The sequence below is a fragment of the Variovorax paradoxus B4 genome (assembly GCF_000463015.1).
Taxonomy (GTDB): domain Bacteria; phylum Pseudomonadota; class Gammaproteobacteria; order Burkholderiales; family Burkholderiaceae_C; genus Variovorax; species Variovorax paradoxus_E.
In genome coordinates this window covers 3,446,977-3,461,144 of sequence record NC_022247.1, presented here as the reverse complement: position 1 = coordinate 3,461,144, position 14,168 = coordinate 3,446,977, and the positions used below count along the sequence as shown (strand labels likewise).

Annotated in this window: 18 protein-coding genes and 1 tRNA gene; 16 read left to right on the top strand and 3 right to left on the bottom strand. The window is 61.3% G+C overall.

The genetic code is table 11. The annotated features are described in order from the left end of the window. Window positions 1-380: 380 nt before the first annotated feature. The 16 genes from VAPA_RS16170 to VAPA_RS16110 all read left to right on the top strand — a co-directional run bounded on the left by VAPA_RS16170 (window position 381) and on the right by VAPA_RS16110 (window position 11,216). A complete protein-coding gene (locus VAPA_RS16170) occupies window positions 381-1,154 on the top strand; it encodes a TIGR04325 family methyltransferase (RefSeq protein ID WP_021007838.1) in 774 nt (257 codons plus the stop codon). Window positions 1,155-1,189: 35 nt separating this feature from the next. Continuing rightward, the gene (locus tag VAPA_RS35185; RefSeq protein WP_230558878.1) at window positions 1,190-1,588 is read left to right on the top strand and encodes a hypothetical protein; all 399 of its coding nucleotides are present in this window, start codon (window positions 1,190-1,192) and stop codon (window positions 1,586-1,588) included. A 220-nt stretch (window positions 1,589-1,808) separates the two neighbouring features. After that, window positions 1,809-3,062, top strand: coding sequence for a tyrosine-type recombinase/integrase (locus VAPA_RS16160; protein WP_021007836.1), 1,254 nt, complete (start codon window positions 1,809-1,811; stop codon window positions 3,060-3,062). Between the two features lie 158 nt (window positions 3,063-3,220). After that, window positions 3,221-3,442 carry a helix-turn-helix transcriptional regulator gene (locus VAPA_RS33935; protein ID WP_021007835.1) on the top strand — a complete coding sequence of 74 codons (222 nt, stop codon included), beginning with the start codon at window positions 3,221-3,223 and terminating at the stop codon, window positions 3,440-3,442. Between the two features lie 193 nt (window positions 3,443-3,635). Further along, complete coding sequence (locus tag VAPA_RS34510) at window positions 3,636-3,914, top strand: hypothetical protein (protein WP_155248078.1); 279 nt, start codon at window positions 3,636-3,638, stop codon at window positions 3,912-3,914. Beyond that, complete coding sequence (locus VAPA_RS16150; protein ID WP_021007833.1) at window positions 3,911-5,437, top strand: DNA primase family protein; 1,527 nt, start codon at window positions 3,911-3,913, stop codon at window positions 5,435-5,437. The genes VAPA_RS34510 and VAPA_RS16150 overlap by 4 nt, the downstream gene beginning before the upstream one ends. Before the next feature lie 356 nt (window positions 5,438-5,793). After that, window positions 5,794-6,144 carry a hypothetical protein gene (locus tag VAPA_RS16145; protein WP_021007832.1) on the top strand — a complete coding sequence of 117 codons (351 nt, stop codon included), beginning with the start codon at window positions 5,794-5,796 and terminating at the stop codon, window positions 6,142-6,144. Beyond that, entirely contained in the window at window positions 6,144-6,599 is a 456-nt protein-coding gene (locus tag VAPA_RS34505) for a hypothetical protein (protein WP_021007831.1), read from the top strand. The genes VAPA_RS16145 and VAPA_RS34505 overlap by 1 nt, the downstream gene beginning before the upstream one ends. Window positions 6,600-6,939: 340 nt before the next feature. Further along, the gene (locus tag VAPA_RS33580; RefSeq protein WP_051255331.1) at window positions 6,940-7,953 is read left to right on the top strand and encodes a hypothetical protein; all 1,014 of its coding nucleotides are present in this window, start codon (window positions 6,940-6,942) and stop codon (window positions 7,951-7,953) included. Between the two features lie 11 nt (window positions 7,954-7,964). Continuing rightward, window positions 7,965-8,336, top strand: coding sequence for a hypothetical protein (locus VAPA_RS16130; protein ID WP_155248077.1), 372 nt, complete (start codon window positions 7,965-7,967; stop codon window positions 8,334-8,336). A gap of 5 nt (window positions 8,337-8,341) precedes the next feature. Beyond that, window positions 8,342-8,521: a hypothetical protein gene (locus VAPA_RS34500; protein WP_155248076.1), complete on the top strand. Its 180-nt coding sequence runs from the start codon at window positions 8,342-8,344 to the stop codon at window positions 8,519-8,521. 237 nt (window positions 8,522-8,758) lie between these two features. Next, window positions 8,759-8,962 carry a hypothetical protein gene (locus VAPA_RS16125; RefSeq protein WP_021007827.1) on the top strand — a complete coding sequence of 68 codons (204 nt, stop codon included), beginning with the start codon at window positions 8,759-8,761 and terminating at the stop codon, window positions 8,960-8,962. A 3-nt stretch (window positions 8,963-8,965) separates the two neighbouring features. Further along, window positions 8,966-9,157 (top strand): hypothetical protein, encoded by a 192-nt coding sequence (locus tag VAPA_RS34495; RefSeq protein ID WP_155248075.1) that lies wholly within the window; start codon window positions 8,966-8,968, stop codon window positions 9,155-9,157. A 95-nt stretch (window positions 9,158-9,252) separates the two neighbouring features. Then, window positions 9,253-9,471 carry a hypothetical protein gene (locus VAPA_RS16120; protein WP_021007826.1) on the top strand — a complete coding sequence of 73 codons (219 nt, stop codon included), beginning with the start codon at window positions 9,253-9,255 and terminating at the stop codon, window positions 9,469-9,471. A 248-nt stretch (window positions 9,472-9,719) separates the two neighbouring features. Further along, window positions 9,720-10,199: a hypothetical protein gene (locus tag VAPA_RS16115; RefSeq protein WP_041946137.1), complete on the top strand. Its 480-nt coding sequence runs from the start codon at window positions 9,720-9,722 to the stop codon at window positions 10,197-10,199. Window positions 10,200-10,784: 585 nt separating this feature from the next. Then, a complete protein-coding gene (locus VAPA_RS16110) occupies window positions 10,785-11,216 on the top strand; it encodes a hypothetical protein (protein WP_021007823.1) in 432 nt (143 codons plus the stop codon). A gap of 74 nt (window positions 11,217-11,290) precedes the next feature. Here VAPA_RS16110 and VAPA_RS16105 read toward each other — a convergent pair. The 3 genes from VAPA_RS16105 to VAPA_RS16095 all read right to left on the bottom strand — a co-directional run bounded on the left by VAPA_RS16105 (window position 11,291) and on the right by VAPA_RS16095 (window position 14,034). After that, window positions 11,291-11,364 (bottom strand) — tRNA-Gly (locus VAPA_RS16105). Between the two features lie 121 nt (window positions 11,365-11,485). After that, window positions 11,486-13,045: an oleate hydratase gene (locus tag VAPA_RS16100; protein WP_021007822.1), complete on the bottom strand. Its 1,560-nt coding sequence runs from the start codon at window positions 13,043-13,045 to the stop codon at window positions 11,486-11,488. A 167-nt stretch (window positions 13,046-13,212) separates the two neighbouring features. Further along, on the bottom strand, window positions 13,213-14,034 hold the full coding sequence (locus tag VAPA_RS16095; RefSeq protein ID WP_021007821.1) for a ferritin-like domain-containing protein: 822 nt from the start codon (window positions 14,032-14,034) through the stop codon (window positions 13,213-13,215). Window positions 14,035-14,168 lie beyond the last annotated feature (134 nt).

Here is a 14,168-nt window from a genome sequence, read left to right as displayed (position 1 = left end):
GGATGTAATCGCTACTTGCACAAGATGCGGTAGCTATTAATTGCCTTGGCTTTGGGGGAATGTGAAGTTATTCACGGAGAGACACGGAAATTTTGTAACTCCGGGGTAGTCGGCTGCCTCGTTGGTTTGTCGGATCAAGCCGGGGTTTTGGTAAATTTAATGAATCAATGGGGTTTGTGGCATTCTGATTGCAATTTGAAATTCGTTGCTTCGCAGCAAGTCTGAAAAGCGCCGGTTTTTGCCGGCACGGTGCGAAGAGGTTCTTCCGCGCGCGGTGCCCGAATCGATAGGATTCGGGTTTCGCATTTCTCCGCGCAGCGTCAAACGGTTGCCGAGGCGCTGCGGGGTGGTGTTCTTTCAGCCAAAGAGGAAACCAGCTCATGCTTCCCAACCTGCTGCCCTTGCGTCACCGCGTCGAAGCCTATCGGCGCAAGTTCCTGGTCAACGAGACCGAGAACCTCTTCATGGGCTCTTTCGAGAGCTTTGCCGCCGCGGAGGCCGGCGCACCGGAGTCGAAGGCCGTTGGCTACAGCAACGCCAAGGCGGCCGGCGAGCTCTACAGCCATCAGATCTACTTCTACGACTATCCCGGTCTTTTCTGGCTCGCGAGATCGTTCGACGAGGGCATGCGGCGCGTGTTCGATCTGGGCGGCCACGTGGGAATCAAGTACTACGCGTTCCGCCGCGTCCTGCCTTATCCGGACGGCCTGCGCTGGACGGTCTGCGACGTACCCGGGGTGGTGCAAACGGGGAAGGAACTGGCCGTGCAGCGCGAGGCGACCGCGCAACTGGACTTCACCACCGACTACACAGGCGCCAGCGGCTGCGACGTGCTGTATGCCTCGGGCAGCCTGCAGTACCTGCCGCAGCGGATTGCAGAAACTCTTGCAACGCTCGCCGTGAAGCCGAAGCGCATCGTGCTGAACACGACGGCGGTCCACCCCGAGCGCACCATCTACACGATCAACAGCATCGGCATCGCGTTCTGCCCCTACCGCATCCAGCACGTCGAGGAATTGTGGGCCGAGCTCAGGGACGCCGGCTACAAGCGCCGCGATGCCTGGCGCAACGAAGGCAAGCCCATCGAAGTGCCGTTCGTCGATGGCGGCGACCAGCCGTACTACGCGGGCTGCTGTTTCGATCTGGCAGGCTAGGTACCGCGCAGGCGCCTGGCTGCGAGCCCCCCGCAATGGAGGGGGCACTTGAGTTGGCGTCTTTGCTACACGCCGGCTGGCTGGTGTCCGACAAGCCGATGCGGCGGTTAAATACTTTTTTCGAATCTCACGCGAAGGAACATTTGCGGCAGCAACAACGCGATCGAGGGATCCGCATGCCCCTGATTTTCCTGATGAGCCTTCAACACGCCTCGCTGCCGAAGAAAGTGGTGACGCCCGAAGATGTTCGACATGTATCGATCCTCAAGGCGACGGGTCTGATCGAAGCAGAAATAGCCCCGGCGCTGGATGGCTCCGGCAAGTACAAGAACGCGCGCAATGCCATCGTGATGCGCATCACCAAGGACGGCATCGCCGAGATCAACAGGATGCGGACGCAGGAGAGCCGGTCGAAGCTCGCACGGCGCTTGTGAGGGTGCGCGGGACGAGCGGGGCTGATGGAGCGGGTGAAGGGAAAAAGGAACCGAACCCATGTTGTCCCATCAAATCTCTCATGGCGTTTAAACGCACTTGTTTCATTGGGGAGTTTGGCTAGTGACCACCACATGCCGTATCGGCCAATCACGCTTCATACCAAGTTTGTAGTGGGTTATTTAGTGGGGTAGACTTTGGCTTCATCTAAAGGATTGAGCCATGCCCCGCACCGCCAAAGAGCTATCCGTCAAGGCCGTTGCCGCCAGGAAAGAACCTGGGTTGCACGCAGTAGGCGGTGCGCCTGGCCTTCATCTTCAAATCACCGAGTCCGGGGCGCGATCATGGGTGGCGCGGCTTACGGTGGGCACGCGCACTAATGCGGCCGGCAAGGTCGTGCAGCACCGCCGCGATTTCGGCGTGGGCTCGGCCCAGGTAGTCACGCTGGCGGCTGCCAGAGAGGCCGCCAAAGCCCTTGCCGTGAAGGTCCGCGAGGGTGTGGACCCCGTGGCCGAGAAAATCGCCGCACGAAGCCGTGCGATGGCTCAGCGCGAGGCCGCCATGACGGTCAGGAAAGCGGCGGGCGCATACATCAAGGCCATGCAGTCCAAATGGAAGGACAAGAAGGCCGTCGAGCGGCGCGAGAGCTGGCTAGAAACCTACGCCTACCCGCACATCGGCGACATCCTGGTGGCAGACATCGAGCTGGCACACATCCTCGCGGTGCTGAAGCCGATATGGGAGACGAAAACCGAGACGGCAGAGAAACTGTTGACGGTTCTGCGCGGCACCATCGGATGGGCGACCGTCCACGGCTATAGGCAGGGCAAAGAGAACCCGGCACGCTTCAAGGATTTTCTAGACAAGGTGCTGCCGAGTCCCACGAAGGTGAAGACCGTTCGCCACCATCCAGCGCTTCCGTTCGCGCAAATGCCCACGTTCATGCGTGACCTGCGCGCGCGCAACAACTCCAGCGCACGCGCGTTGGCAGTGGTAAGCCTCACCGCCTTGCGCGCGTCCGAAGTCACAGAAGCGAAGTGGTCCGAAATTGATTTGGACGCCGGATTGTGGGTCGTGCCTGCCAGCCGGATGAAGATGGAGGTTGAACACCGCGTGCCGCTTAGCCGCCAGTGCGTCGCGATCTTTCGAGAACAGCTAGCGGAAGCGCCAGGTGAATGGGTGTTTCCCGGCACGAAGCCAGGCAAGCCGCTAAGTAGTGCTGCACTGCTGGAAATGCTCAAGGGCATGCCCTACGTCGATGCCAAGGGCGAGCGCATCACAACGCACGGTCTTCGCAGCACGTTCCGCGACTACGTGGCAGAAAAAACCGACTACCCGCGCGAAGTGGTTGAAATGGCGCTGGCGCATCAGATTGAATCCGAAGTGGAGGCGGCCTATCGACGGGGCGACCTCTTCCAGAAGCGCAAGAAGCTGATGGCTGAATGGGCAGTGTTCTGCGCGAAGCCGGCACGTTGAAAATTTACAAACTGTTTCTAGTTTTCGCGAGGTAAAGAGCGCCCTCGAAGAATCTGAGCGTGAATTCATCGGCATTCATCGCGATTCACGCCGCTTTATTGCATGTTGTTGCACGCTGGCGACAATTGAGTCCGGTTTAGACAACATGGACTCTCAAAATGCCTACCACGCAAACAGCAGAACTCGAAGTTTTCATCCGGCAAAAACGCCTACTTTCGGAAGGGTTTTTCCCAGGCAGCCACGCCAGTCTTTGGCGCGCGGTTGCGGCCGGCACTTTCCCCAAGCCCATCAAGCTTTCTGCCGGCATGACAGCCTGGCGGCAATCGGATGTTCGCGCCTGGCAGGAATCGCAGACGCGGAAAGTGGGTGAAGCATCGTGAACCCCACAAATGCGAAACCCCAGGGACGGCAATCCTTGGGGTTTCTGGAAAACAGGCCAGCACAGCGCAGCTTTCGTAGGTTGGATTTTACGTTGGTAAGTCTCGCGGCACAACTCGCGCAGACACGCCAAATCATGGACCAGCAGCGCGCTGAAATCTCTTTCATTCGCGGGTTCCTGGCGGGGGTGTCGAAATGAGCGCGAAACCCTTGCTGACGGTTGAGAAGTTCGCGGCATGGCTAGAAGTGACTGCTGTCGTTCGCGAACAGCAGGAAATCGAAAGCCGCGCCAGGATCGTGGACGCCACGCTGCGCGATGTCGCGATGCGCACCAGCTGGGGCTTGATGCCGGCGTGCGACTTTGCATGGCGGTGCCGGGGCAGGAATGCCGCGCCAGAGGTTCGCCGCATCGTTGAAGACGCCCTGCGGGGCATCGGATGGGTTCATCCGAAGGAAAGGGCTGCCGGCAAATGATTTCGATTGACGACTTCATTGCGGGCAAGGGTGTGCAGCCGCAGGGGGCACCGCCATTGCCGCCAACAGCTCCGCGCGTTAAGCACAAGCCGCCATCACCACCCAAGGCTGCGCCCCGCCGTGTCCCCGTGGAGCTGGTGGAGGATGTTCCTGCGCGGGTGTCGCCACCAGTGCCTGCAAATCCTAAGCAGGGCGATCCATCGCCGCTGCTGCCGCCAGAGTACAGCGATGACGCCCTGGCGCTCGATTTCGTGCAGTGCGCCGCCAACCTGCGATGGAGCCATGGGCTCGGCTGGATGCTTGACAACGGCGTTACGTGGGCGCGAGACGACAACTTGCGCCGCTATGACGTGGCGCGGCGGGTGTGTCGCATCGCTGCGGCGGGGGTTGCTGTTGATGCTGAAGCGCGCCGCTTGGCGTCGGCCCGCACGGTAAATGCAGCCCTCTCGCTGGCGCAGGCCGATCCCGGCATGGTGGTGCCGACATCGGCGTGGGACGCGGACACGATGGCCCTCAACACGCCGGCCGGAATCGTGGACCTACGCACTGGAAAGCTGCGCACGCGCGGCATCGAATTCGTGACGCAGGCCGCCAGGGTCGCGCCCGACTTCGCGGGTTCGTGCCCTACGTGGCATCGCTTCCTCCAGCAGGTGTTTGTCGGCGACGGTGACCTGATCGAGTTCATGCAGCGATCCATGGGCTACTGGATCAGCGGCGACCGGCGCGAGCAGGTGATTCATTTCCTGTATGGCCTGGGGGCAAACGGCAAATCGGTGCTCACGGAGTTTGTGCAGTGGCTCGGCGGAAGCTACACGCTGAAGATGCCCGCCAGTGCGCTGATGCAGTCGAAGGGTGAGCGACATCCCACCGAGCTGGCCCAGCTGCGTGGCAAGCGCCTGGCGGTGTCGTCGGAGCTGGACGAAAACTCTTTCTTCAATGAAAGCCTTATCAAAGAGCTGACCGGCGACGACACGCTAACGGCACGCTTCATGCGCGGCGACTTCTTCGAATTCCAGATGACGCAGAAGCACGTCATCGTGGGCAACTTCAAACCCCGGTTGCGTGGTGGTGATCCAGCGATTGCCCGCCGCATGCTGCTTGTGCCGTTCAACGCTCGCTTCCAGGGCGTGGAGCGCGACCCGTACATGCTGGACAAGCTGAAGGCCGAAGCACCGGCAATCCTCGCGTGGATCGTTCAGGGCGCGCTGAAGTGGCAGACCGATGGGCTTGCCGTACCGGCGTCAGTCCGCGATGCATCGGCCGACTACATGGCGGATCACGATGACCTCCAGCAGTGGGTTGATGAATGCTGCGAGATGCAGGGCGAAGCGCAAGCCGGCCACCTGTACACCAGCTTCAGCAACTGGAAGAAGGCGCGCGGCGAACACGCCCCCAGCATGACCGCGTGGGGCTCGCGGATCACCAATCTGCGCGGTGTGTCGAAGCGCCGTTCAGGCGGCATTCGCTACTCGGGCATCCAGCTCACGCACGATGAAATGCGGAGGGTGAATTGGGCCGTTTAAACGCAAGTTGGAAGGGTTGGAACAGTTTCACTATTTGCGACGTACACACGCACGCACGCAATACGTCCCATATGCAGCAACCGTTCCAACTGTTCCAACCTCGCGCACGGCGCAACGCACCACCCCGCCATGCATCACGCACTGGAGGCGGAACCCTGCCCATCACCGCGCACGAACAACGCGGCCACGGGGCTGGGATCGGGCTTGCTGCGTGTCTCCAGCCTGGTGGCACCCCCCCCCCATGCCTCCGGGTCCTTTCCAGGGGTGGACTACCTGCGGAGGCATGGTCTCCGCTACATAGGACAACTGGGTGCCTGTTTTTTCAGCACTTCTACTTCTAACCGAGAAATCAAATCATGAGTGAACCCCTCTACGCGATGACCGCCACCGAGCTGGGCGACATCTTCAATCTCAGCGCGCGGCGCGTCACGCAGATGCACGAGGAAGGCGCTTTGCCTCGTCTGGAGCGCAACAAATACGATTGCGGGTGGCTCACCTACCTGCTGGCCGGCCGCAAGATCACGCAGCGTGCAACGAGGAAGCCGGACGCAGGGCAGACCGTCGCAATCGGCTGGCTGTCGTCACTTGCGAAAGAGCCAGGCGATCCGGACCTGGAGGCATTCTCAAACCTCTTTCTACGCAACGGCCTCACGCGCGCAGCCGCAATGATGGCTGCCGGCGCGGCTCAAGCGAGGCGCGCAGCCTGATGGCTCTGCTTCCAGGCGTCGCCCAGGAAATCGCCGATGTCATCGGCCGCGAACGCACGCTATTCCTGATCGGTCAATTGCCGCGCCACTTCGGCGGCGCACCTGGTCGCAAGTCATGGCGCGTGACGCTGTACGCACCCCGCGTCGAGCGCTTGTGCGATGACCACCGCCTAGTGATCATCCTGGGCCGCGCCGACGCGGAAAAAATCTGCCAGCACTTTGGCGGCGAGACGTTGCAGGTTGCGAACTGCAGCAGCGTGGCAGCCGCGTTTAGAAATCGCGAGCTACTGAAGTTTGCCGCAGCCGGCGTTCATCGTTCCGAGTTGGCGGTGATCTTTGATTTGACCGAACGCCGAGTAGCGCAACTGGTGGCGAGTGCAACGCCGAAGCCGGCGAGCAATCTCAACTACTGCGTGTGGCAGGGAGGGGAGCAGGTTCGACACCCGTTAACTTGATAGAAGTAAGCGCGAGCCGCTTGCACAGCGGGAGCGCAAGAGAAATGAAAGCCGAGCGGTTGCACATTCTGCGGATGAGGCCAGTAAATACAGCCATCCGCGTGTACTTCATGGTCGCCGTTGAGCTGCGGATTGCGATTGACACAGTATTGCGGCATCTCTGTCTCCTTCTCTTTGAGACCGGAATCTAGGCGGAAGAAAAGTGCCAGCCAATCGCGAATTTGCGTGATTGACATTTTGCTCGTGTTGGCGCCTGCATTTGGAAATCCCACCGGAGGATTTCTAAGTCCTGACTTCAGAAAATCAGAACAACACCACTAGGGCCTGCAAGAAACCCATCATGAACGAAGACGAAATCCAACTCACCCCCGAAAGCCACGCGTTCCTCTCGCAGCACATGACCCGTGCCGCATCACCGCGAGTTCTGCGCGACCTGGACCGTTCGCTGGGCAGTCGCAATGTCGGCGGCGCACGCCAGGGCGCGCTGCGAAGCCTTCTCGCTGGCGCACGCACCGCAATGGCAAACGGGCGTTCTCATGCCGCCGTCGCTGGCGATCTGCGCATGTCCGATCTGCTGCCGGCGCTCCCAGGCACTTCGGCGCGCGCGTTCTCGTTGCGCGATCTGCAGCGGCCCGCTGGCGAGGCCACCTACAGCGCGGCAATCCTGGCTGAGTCTCTGGTGGCTCGCGCGGGCGCCAAGATCATTTTCATGCCGCCGCCCGAACCGGTTCCAGGCGGCGAGAACATCCAGGCGTTTTACAAGCGGCCGAGCCGCTACCAGGTTGTGACCGCAGCGAACTTCGCAGCCGTCGCGGACGGCGCAGACGTGGCCTCCAGCGCACTGCCCCTGCTGAGCGCGGAATTCGGTGCGGAATACGGCGATGCCTCCGATGCGTGGCGCGTCGAAATCAGCCGAGCCGACCAGCGCAATATGCAGGAAGACGATCTGGAATTCGTCATCAACCAAGCCATCGTGCGCGGCTACGCCAAGCAGATCGACAAGCGCGTTTTGTCCACCGTCATCGCCACGACCCCCGGCGCATGGTCACTGGCCGCAGCCGCTGCGCATGGCCTGCGGTTTGGCGAACTGCGCGCCGTCATCGGCTCGACAGCAGCGGGTGCTGCGGTGGGTGCTGATGGCGTACTGCGCGCCGCAGGCATCGCTGCCGAACTGACCGATGTGGTGACGCCCACCATTGCCGGCGCGTTCTACCGCGCAGGCTGTGCGGTGGAAGAAGAACTGCGCGTCCTCGTTGAACGGCGCGACGTGCAGGGCACGCTGGTGGTGACTGTGTTTGCCACCATGCAGCCGGTCATTGCAGACCCTGACGCTTTTTTCACGGTAGCAGCGTAATGCGCCCGCGCGTGATGATCGAAGCAATGAGGCGTCGGACCAATCGCGACGCCGCGATGCCACCGGTTGAACTGGTGGCAGAGATTGAAGCCGAGCAAGAAGACGGCGCGCCATTCAGCCCTTCCGTCATGCGTGCACTTGCTGCGGCCAGGACGTTCGAACGCGCTGGTGCTGATGAACATCGCCCGCGCGTCCTGATCGACATCCCCGGCACCATGCCGTTCGATGCGAAGGACGATGTGCCGGCTGCGCTGCAGCGACGCTTCCCCGACAAGCTGAAGACGCCCACCCAGGCCGAAGTTGCGGCGCGATTCCTGCGCGGTGTGCTTCGGGCGCGTCGCCGTGTGCAGCGGCGAAGCTCAAGCTGGGCAACGAACTGGTGAGCCCCATGGAAAAGAAGAACTGCCCCAGGCTGACGGAAAAACTGACGCTAGTTCTGAAGCCAGAGCAGCGCCAACAGATCGAGGCCGTGCGTCACCAACTTGAACAGTGTGGCCGGCGCGCATCGCTGTCGGCGGTTGCTGTCGCACTCATTGAACGAGGGTTGCAGCACGGCGCTGCAACCTGAAGCACACCCGTGCCAGCGGGCAACCTGGCGGGACATGAACGGTTGGATTGTTCCGGCGCGCGCGGCGTCGGTGAGCAGAGGAAGTCCCACTTTGCACCGCGCGCCATTCACGCGGTGGCCTGGCGCGATCTTCCAGGCCAGGGGCATCAACTCTCGAAAGAGGATTGGTTCTGAATTTTCGACGGCACGGCGTCGATAGCGCGAGCCCCGGCGCACCGTGCACCACATAGAAAAAACATGAGCGAAACACATTTCAGCAGTCTGGATCGTGCCATTAAGACACTGACGGCCCAGCGTGCGCGTCTCGAAAGCACCGATCTGCGGCACCCCAGCATCGCCAGCATTGCGCAAGAACTGCGCATCGCGGCGAGCGAACTGATGGTGATGGCAATCTCTCTACAGTCGCACCAGCGCATCGCTGTGCCACCCCTGGAGGCATGACCGATGGACATTTTCAGCTTGCTGGTTCAGGCAATTTCCGAAGCCGACCGAATTTCAAAAAGCGCATCCGCTTCGGCACCGGATCGAGCCACAGCAGCGCAGCTTCGCGACACGCTCAGTTCGATGAAGGGAGGCGCGTTCAGATTGCGGGGCTACCTGCCGCCGGCTACCCCCAACCCAGTGGATGCGACGTAGCAGCGGCTCGGCACCCGCCACTTTCAGCGGCCGGTTTGCGGCTCTCCCACCAGCGCGTCGAACTGACGCATCTTTGATCTTCACGGAATAGAAAAATGGAAAGCCTCACCCACTCAGACCGCGCCCGCTCCGCACTGCTGCAGAGCCTTGCGCTGGAACTGGCGAATCAGGCGGCCGATGCGCTGGAGCCGCATGCGGGGCAGCCCATCGGCGACGATGCGCGTGCGGCGCTTGCTGCTGACGTGTGCCGGGCGCTTGCCGACAAGATGCCAGTGCTGGTGAACGTGCGGCACGCGCTGGATTTAGCTCGGTGAACAGATGCTCGTTGTGCACGGTAGCCGGCCGCGTGGGAGTGTGCTGTGTAACGAGCTGTTGGCAAGCGTCCGGTGCTGGGGCTACGATGCTGCTGGTCAGACCAACTACAACGGCTTATCGAGGGCACCCATGAACCTTCAAATCGAACCTTCCGACGTAAAGACGCAAATACCCCCGGAGCGGCTCCCGGCGAGCCCGCCACCTGCGGCGCCTGCGCCCGCGCCCGCGCAACAACGATCAGCCCAAGATGACCATCGGAGCCCCTGAAGCAGTGACTCACGGCGAGCTGGTCTCGCAAGTTCGCTACGGGTACTGGTTCAACCACCTGTGTGAGCGTCTGTACGGGCGGATTGATCTGTGCCTAAATTTTGTGCAACTCGTCGGAGGCAGTGCAGTTGCTGTCGCCACCATGCAGAGCGTTCCAAGTGTGGCGACTATTGCGGGCGTTCTTCTGGCAGCTGCGGCTGCTGTGTCTCTGCTCATGCATCCGGCGGTCAAGGCCGAGCGCCACCTTCGAGCAAAGTGCGGCTATTTGGACCTGGAGGCGCGCAGTTGGGACGTGGAGTCAGCCGTGCTTATGCGTGAGCTGACCGAGTTGCGCAAAGGAGCGCCAGCGGGCTGGGACGTCTTGGCAGTGCCTGCGTTCAATGCCACGGTACGCGCCATCGGCAGCGATGCCACCATACCGGAGACGGGGCTGCAAAAGTTCGCGCGCGCCCTGGCTTGATGTCGTTACGGCCCTGACCGTCACGAAAGCCCGCTTCGGCGGGTTTTTCAATGACCCTTACCAAGCGCCTTGGGCGCTTACTGGGCGGGGAGTGATAGGCTGGCAGCAAACTCGAATGACGGACATGAGACTGGTGTTGCTTGCAATCGCGAGCGCGTTGACGCTATCCGCTCACGCAGCCAACTACCCATGCTCGGGGAGCAAGGGCGGCGTCGCTCGTTGCAACGGCGAAATATTCGTGTGCAATGACGGTTCGATTAGTGGCTCCAAAAAGAGCTGTATTGCCGAAATGGGCGGCACCGCGAACTCCACGCCAGCGCCAGCCGCGCGCGCTATAGGCGACACCGGATGCAGTTGCCGTTCAGGGCGCATCTGCGTTGGGCCTCGGGGCGGAGAGTACTGTCTAAGCGATAGCGGCGCTAAGAGCTACCGTCGCAAGTGAGCGCCCAGCGGGGCCGCCTAAACGCGCTGGTCTATCAGCGCGTCGACGTTGTAGTGAATTCAGCAGGGCGCTGACCTGGCTCGCTTCGGCGGGCTTTTTTTCGTTCTCGATCCTATGATTGCCGCTCAACAAAAGGAGGTCAAATGACCGCGACGATTGAGACATTGCAGATTGCAAAGCATGGCTTGCCCTTGCTGATCGTGACCAAGGAATCCAACGACATGGGCATGTGTGGGATCGAGATTTCGGCTGTGCGGCCGGTGGCGAGCGAAGGCACCGAATCTGTCACGCAAATTGTTCGACTGGGGATTCAGCTGGGGCAGGTGAGGGATCCCGAGGTCCGAGGCGATGCGTATCGGGCAATGATCGCCGCCGGAAAAGAGGCGGTCCGGCACTTTGTCGGTGTCGAAGCAGACAGGTGCAAGCACCCTGCCGATCAAATTGATGCGAGATCACTAGAGCCAACTCAGTTGCAGGCATGGCTCTCGTTGGGCTTCTATCGGGACTTAGTAAAGGTTCCTGGCGCGAGCGAAGCCACACGCGACATCGGCCCCGAATACAACTTCATCCGCTGATCTACTCACGTAGTAGGGTATGTAGTTGGGTGTTGTGCCAAAGATGCTCTAAGTTACTGATTTTATTGAGCATCTGGAGCGGGTGAAGGGAATCGAACCCTCGTATGAAGCTTGGGAAGCTGCCGTTCTACCATTGAACTACACCCGCAGCAGGCGCGGATTCTACCGTGTCTCCTGATGATCAGGAACGACGGCCGCGAACGCGCAACGCGCGTAATCGCGCAACCGAATGCCTCGGACTTCGGCGCACCTGGTACCTCAACGGCCTGCTAAGCGAAGGCTTTTTCAATCGAGTCCACGATCACCTTGATCGATTTGTCGTGCCGGGTGATTGGCGGGACCTGACGATCCATGCCCAGGAGCTGATAGACCGCCGTCTGCGCCGCACGGACCGAATATTCCACGGTGAAGACCACGTCGTCGGGAATTTCGACAAACTGGCTGATGAAGGCCAGGTTCTTCGAATTTGTCGGCACCGGAAGCGGTCGGTCGCCCTTCGCGCGTGGCATGAACATGCTGGTGATGTAAGGCAGGTTGCAGGGGATGCAGGTCGCACCATCGAAGACGGCGGGATCGAAATTGAGGTGGCCGCACAGCTCGCGCAAGATCTCGGCGCCACTGCATTCCGACATCGGCTTCGGCACAAAGTTGCCGACCCGGTCCGGATGGAGGGCATAGCCCCAGAACACCTGCAGGTTTGCCGGCTGCCCGATGAAATGCGGCTGGTGGTAGAGCACCACCGACATCAGCCAGTTCGAATCCTTGAATGTCACAAGGCCGCCGATGCCCGCCTTGTTGCCCGAGAACTGCTCCATCCGCTCGAAGAAGGCGGGTGTGTTGCAGGTGACGGTGAATGACTCCCAGTAGGATTCAGGAATGGAGCTGTTGAAGGCGGCGGGGTTGCCCAGTTCCGGCCTGCCTGCTGCGATCTTTTCCCAAAGCTCCCAACCATGGCTATCGGCCTTTGTCAGGCGTTTCGGCGGGCTCGTCATCGTGCCCAGGCTGGAGGCGTCGGTCATCGAGCCGTTCTGGAAGAACACCAGATCTCCGTCTTCCACCTTGAGCGTTTCCGCCTTGCCGCCACGGTTCATGGACAGGGCGGCCACACGCAGCTTGCCGGCCTCGTCGATCAGGTCCATGTCGGTGACGCGCACGCCGTTCTCGAAACGGACGCCCTTTTGCTGAAGCCATTCCAGCAGCGGGCGCACGATCGCATCGAACTGGTTGTAGACGGTGCGCTTGACACCTCCCAGCGTTTCGATGCGCGGGAATTCGTTCATGAAACGATGCAGATAGCGCTTCAGCTCGACGGCGCTGTGCCAGGTCTGGAAGGCAAAAGTGGTCTGCCACATGTACCAGAAGTTCGTCTGGAAGAACTGCGGCGAGAGCCAGTCGGCGATGCGGCTTGCGCCAAGTTTCTCCTCGGACGTTTCAGCAAGCCTGACCAGCTCGATGCGGTCCTGCATGGTGAAGCCCATGGTGGAAACATCGATCTTGAAGCAGTTGTGGTCGACAAGGCGCGCCTGCGAATGTGCCTTTATCTCGTCGTTGAAGGCGACGGTTTCCTCGTAAACGGTCCTGTTCGGATCACTGATCGACGGGATACCCTTCAGAAGATCCCAGGTGCACTCGTAGTGGTCCGTGGTCAGCATGCGGCCTCCGCGCAGGGAATAAGCGTGGTCCGTCACCCTCGCGCCATCGAGGCTGCCGCCAACCAGCGGCAACCCCTCGTAGATGGTGATGTCGCCACCAACGACGCCGCCATCGCGGATCAGGAAGGCGGCACCCGCAAGCGACCCGATGCCGCCACCGATGAAATGAGCTTTCATGAGAATGTCCAGCCAGAGGTGTTGTCTCAACAGGTTGTTCACCCGGAAAAGCCTGGGGGACTGGTGCTACCACGCTTCAGCCCCTCTCAGGAGGAACAGGCAGGTTAGCTGCCATGAGAACGACGGATTTGAGCAAGGACAAGAAAAGGGCACTTCGACGAGGCCCGTCAGCGCAGAAAGACGTGCTCCATGAACTGCCTGATCGGGTACTGGATCACGGTCTCCACCCTGGCGGGCAATTCCAGGGGCCGCATCAGCATCTTGAGCGTGGTGCCCGGGCTCAGGTGGGTGCGCACGGTGCTGCTCATGCGCGTGCTCAGCTGCTGGATGTAGGCCGTGTCGCCGGCACGCTCGGGGTCTCGGGCGCGCACCACGTGGCGAATGGCGCAGTCGGCGTCCTCGCTCTTGAGTTCCAGCGTGCGCCGGCCGAGGGTGCCCAGCACGCGGAAACGGCCCAGCCTTTCCTGCTGCCGGTAGCGGCGGAAAAAGCGGTAGAAGTGCTTGTAGTGGTTGACCTCGTCCGCCGCGATGCGGCTCGCCAGGTCGCGCAGCACCGGTTCGGTCGTGCCACGGGCCAGGGCCCGGTAGTAGCTGGCGGTGCCGGTCTCGACCACGCAGCGCGCGGTCATCTCGAGTCCGCGCGTCGGGGCGAGAAGCTCCACCTTGCAATAGGTGGCGTATTCCTCCAGAAAGCCGCGGAAGGCGCCTTCCCATTCGAATTCGGGCCAGACGTGGGACAGGTAGGCGCGCAAGGCCTTGCCATGCTGCAGCTCCTCGGCTTCCCAGTGCTGGGCGAGCCACGCGGTGACTTCGTCGTCGCCGCGGAAAAAGTCGACCAGGTTCTGGGTGTACAGGTCCGAGCCGCTTTCGACGAACGAGGCGCAGGCCACGAGGTAGAAGAGATTTTCGTCCTGGCGGACCTCCGCGCGCGCGATGCGGGAGAAATCCAGATCCTCGATCTTCCAGTGTGCCGCCTCATGGCCTGCCATGCATGCTCCTTGATTCACGTTGAAATGAATGGGACGAAGCCGGGCGCATTTGGTTCTGCGCGCTAATTCCCATATTAGCCTTGGCGCCCGCGCAGCGCCGGCGCCGCTCCCGGCGGGGGCGCGGACCGGTGGCA

What these genes read in the sequence shown, in the direction of transcription:
- VAPA_RS16150 (WP_021007833.1), top strand. Translation starts at nt 3,911, where the DNA reads ATGATTTCGATTGACGACTTCATTGCGGGCAAGGGTGTGCAGCCGCAG.
- VAPA_RS16115 (WP_041946137.1), top strand. Translation starts at nt 9,720, where the DNA reads ATGACCATCGGAGCCCCTGAAGCAGTGACTCACGGCGAGCTGGTCTCG.
- VAPA_RS34495 (WP_155248075.1), top strand. Translation starts at nt 8,966, where the DNA reads ATGGACATTTTCAGCTTGCTGGTTCAGGCAATTTCCGAAGCCGACCGA.
- VAPA_RS16170 (WP_021007838.1), top strand. Translation starts at nt 381, where the DNA reads ATGCTTCCCAACCTGCTGCCCTTGCGTCACCGCGTCGAAGCCTATCGG.
- VAPA_RS16160 (WP_021007836.1), top strand. Translation starts at nt 1,809, where the DNA reads ATGCCCCGCACCGCCAAAGAGCTATCCGTCAAGGCCGTTGCCGCCAGG.
- VAPA_RS16120 (WP_021007826.1), top strand. Translation starts at nt 9,253, where the DNA reads ATGGAAAGCCTCACCCACTCAGACCGCGCCCGCTCCGCACTGCTGCAG.
- VAPA_RS16110 (WP_021007823.1), top strand. Translation starts at nt 10,785, where the DNA reads ATGACCGCGACGATTGAGACATTGCAGATTGCAAAGCATGGCTTGCCC.
- VAPA_RS33935 (WP_021007835.1), top strand. Translation starts at nt 3,221, where the DNA reads ATGCCTACCACGCAAACAGCAGAACTCGAAGTTTTCATCCGGCAAAAA.
- VAPA_RS35185 (WP_230558878.1), top strand. Translation starts at nt 1,190, where the DNA reads ATGGAGGGGGCACTTGAGTTGGCGTCTTTGCTACACGCCGGCTGGCTG.
- VAPA_RS33580 (WP_051255331.1), top strand. Translation starts at nt 6,940, where the DNA reads ATGAACGAAGACGAAATCCAACTCACCCCCGAAAGCCACGCGTTCCTC.
- VAPA_RS34510 (WP_155248078.1), top strand. Translation starts at nt 3,636, where the DNA reads ATGAGCGCGAAACCCTTGCTGACGGTTGAGAAGTTCGCGGCATGGCTA.
- VAPA_RS34500 (WP_155248076.1), top strand. Translation starts at nt 8,342, where the DNA reads ATGGAAAAGAAGAACTGCCCCAGGCTGACGGAAAAACTGACGCTAGTT.
- VAPA_RS16125 (WP_021007827.1), top strand. Translation starts at nt 8,759, where the DNA reads ATGAGCGAAACACATTTCAGCAGTCTGGATCGTGCCATTAAGACACTG.
- VAPA_RS16100 (WP_021007822.1), bottom strand. Translation starts at nt 13,045, where the DNA reads ATGAAAGCTCATTTCATCGGTGGCGGCATCGGGTCGCTTGCGGGTGCC.
- VAPA_RS34505 (WP_021007831.1), top strand. Translation starts at nt 6,144, where the DNA reads ATGGCTCTGCTTCCAGGCGTCGCCCAGGAAATCGCCGATGTCATCGGC.
- VAPA_RS16095 (WP_021007821.1), bottom strand. Translation starts at nt 14,034, where the DNA reads ATGGCAGGCCATGAGGCGGCACACTGGAAGATCGAGGATCTGGATTTC.
- VAPA_RS16145 (WP_021007832.1), top strand. Translation starts at nt 5,794, where the DNA reads ATGAGTGAACCCCTCTACGCGATGACCGCCACCGAGCTGGGCGACATC.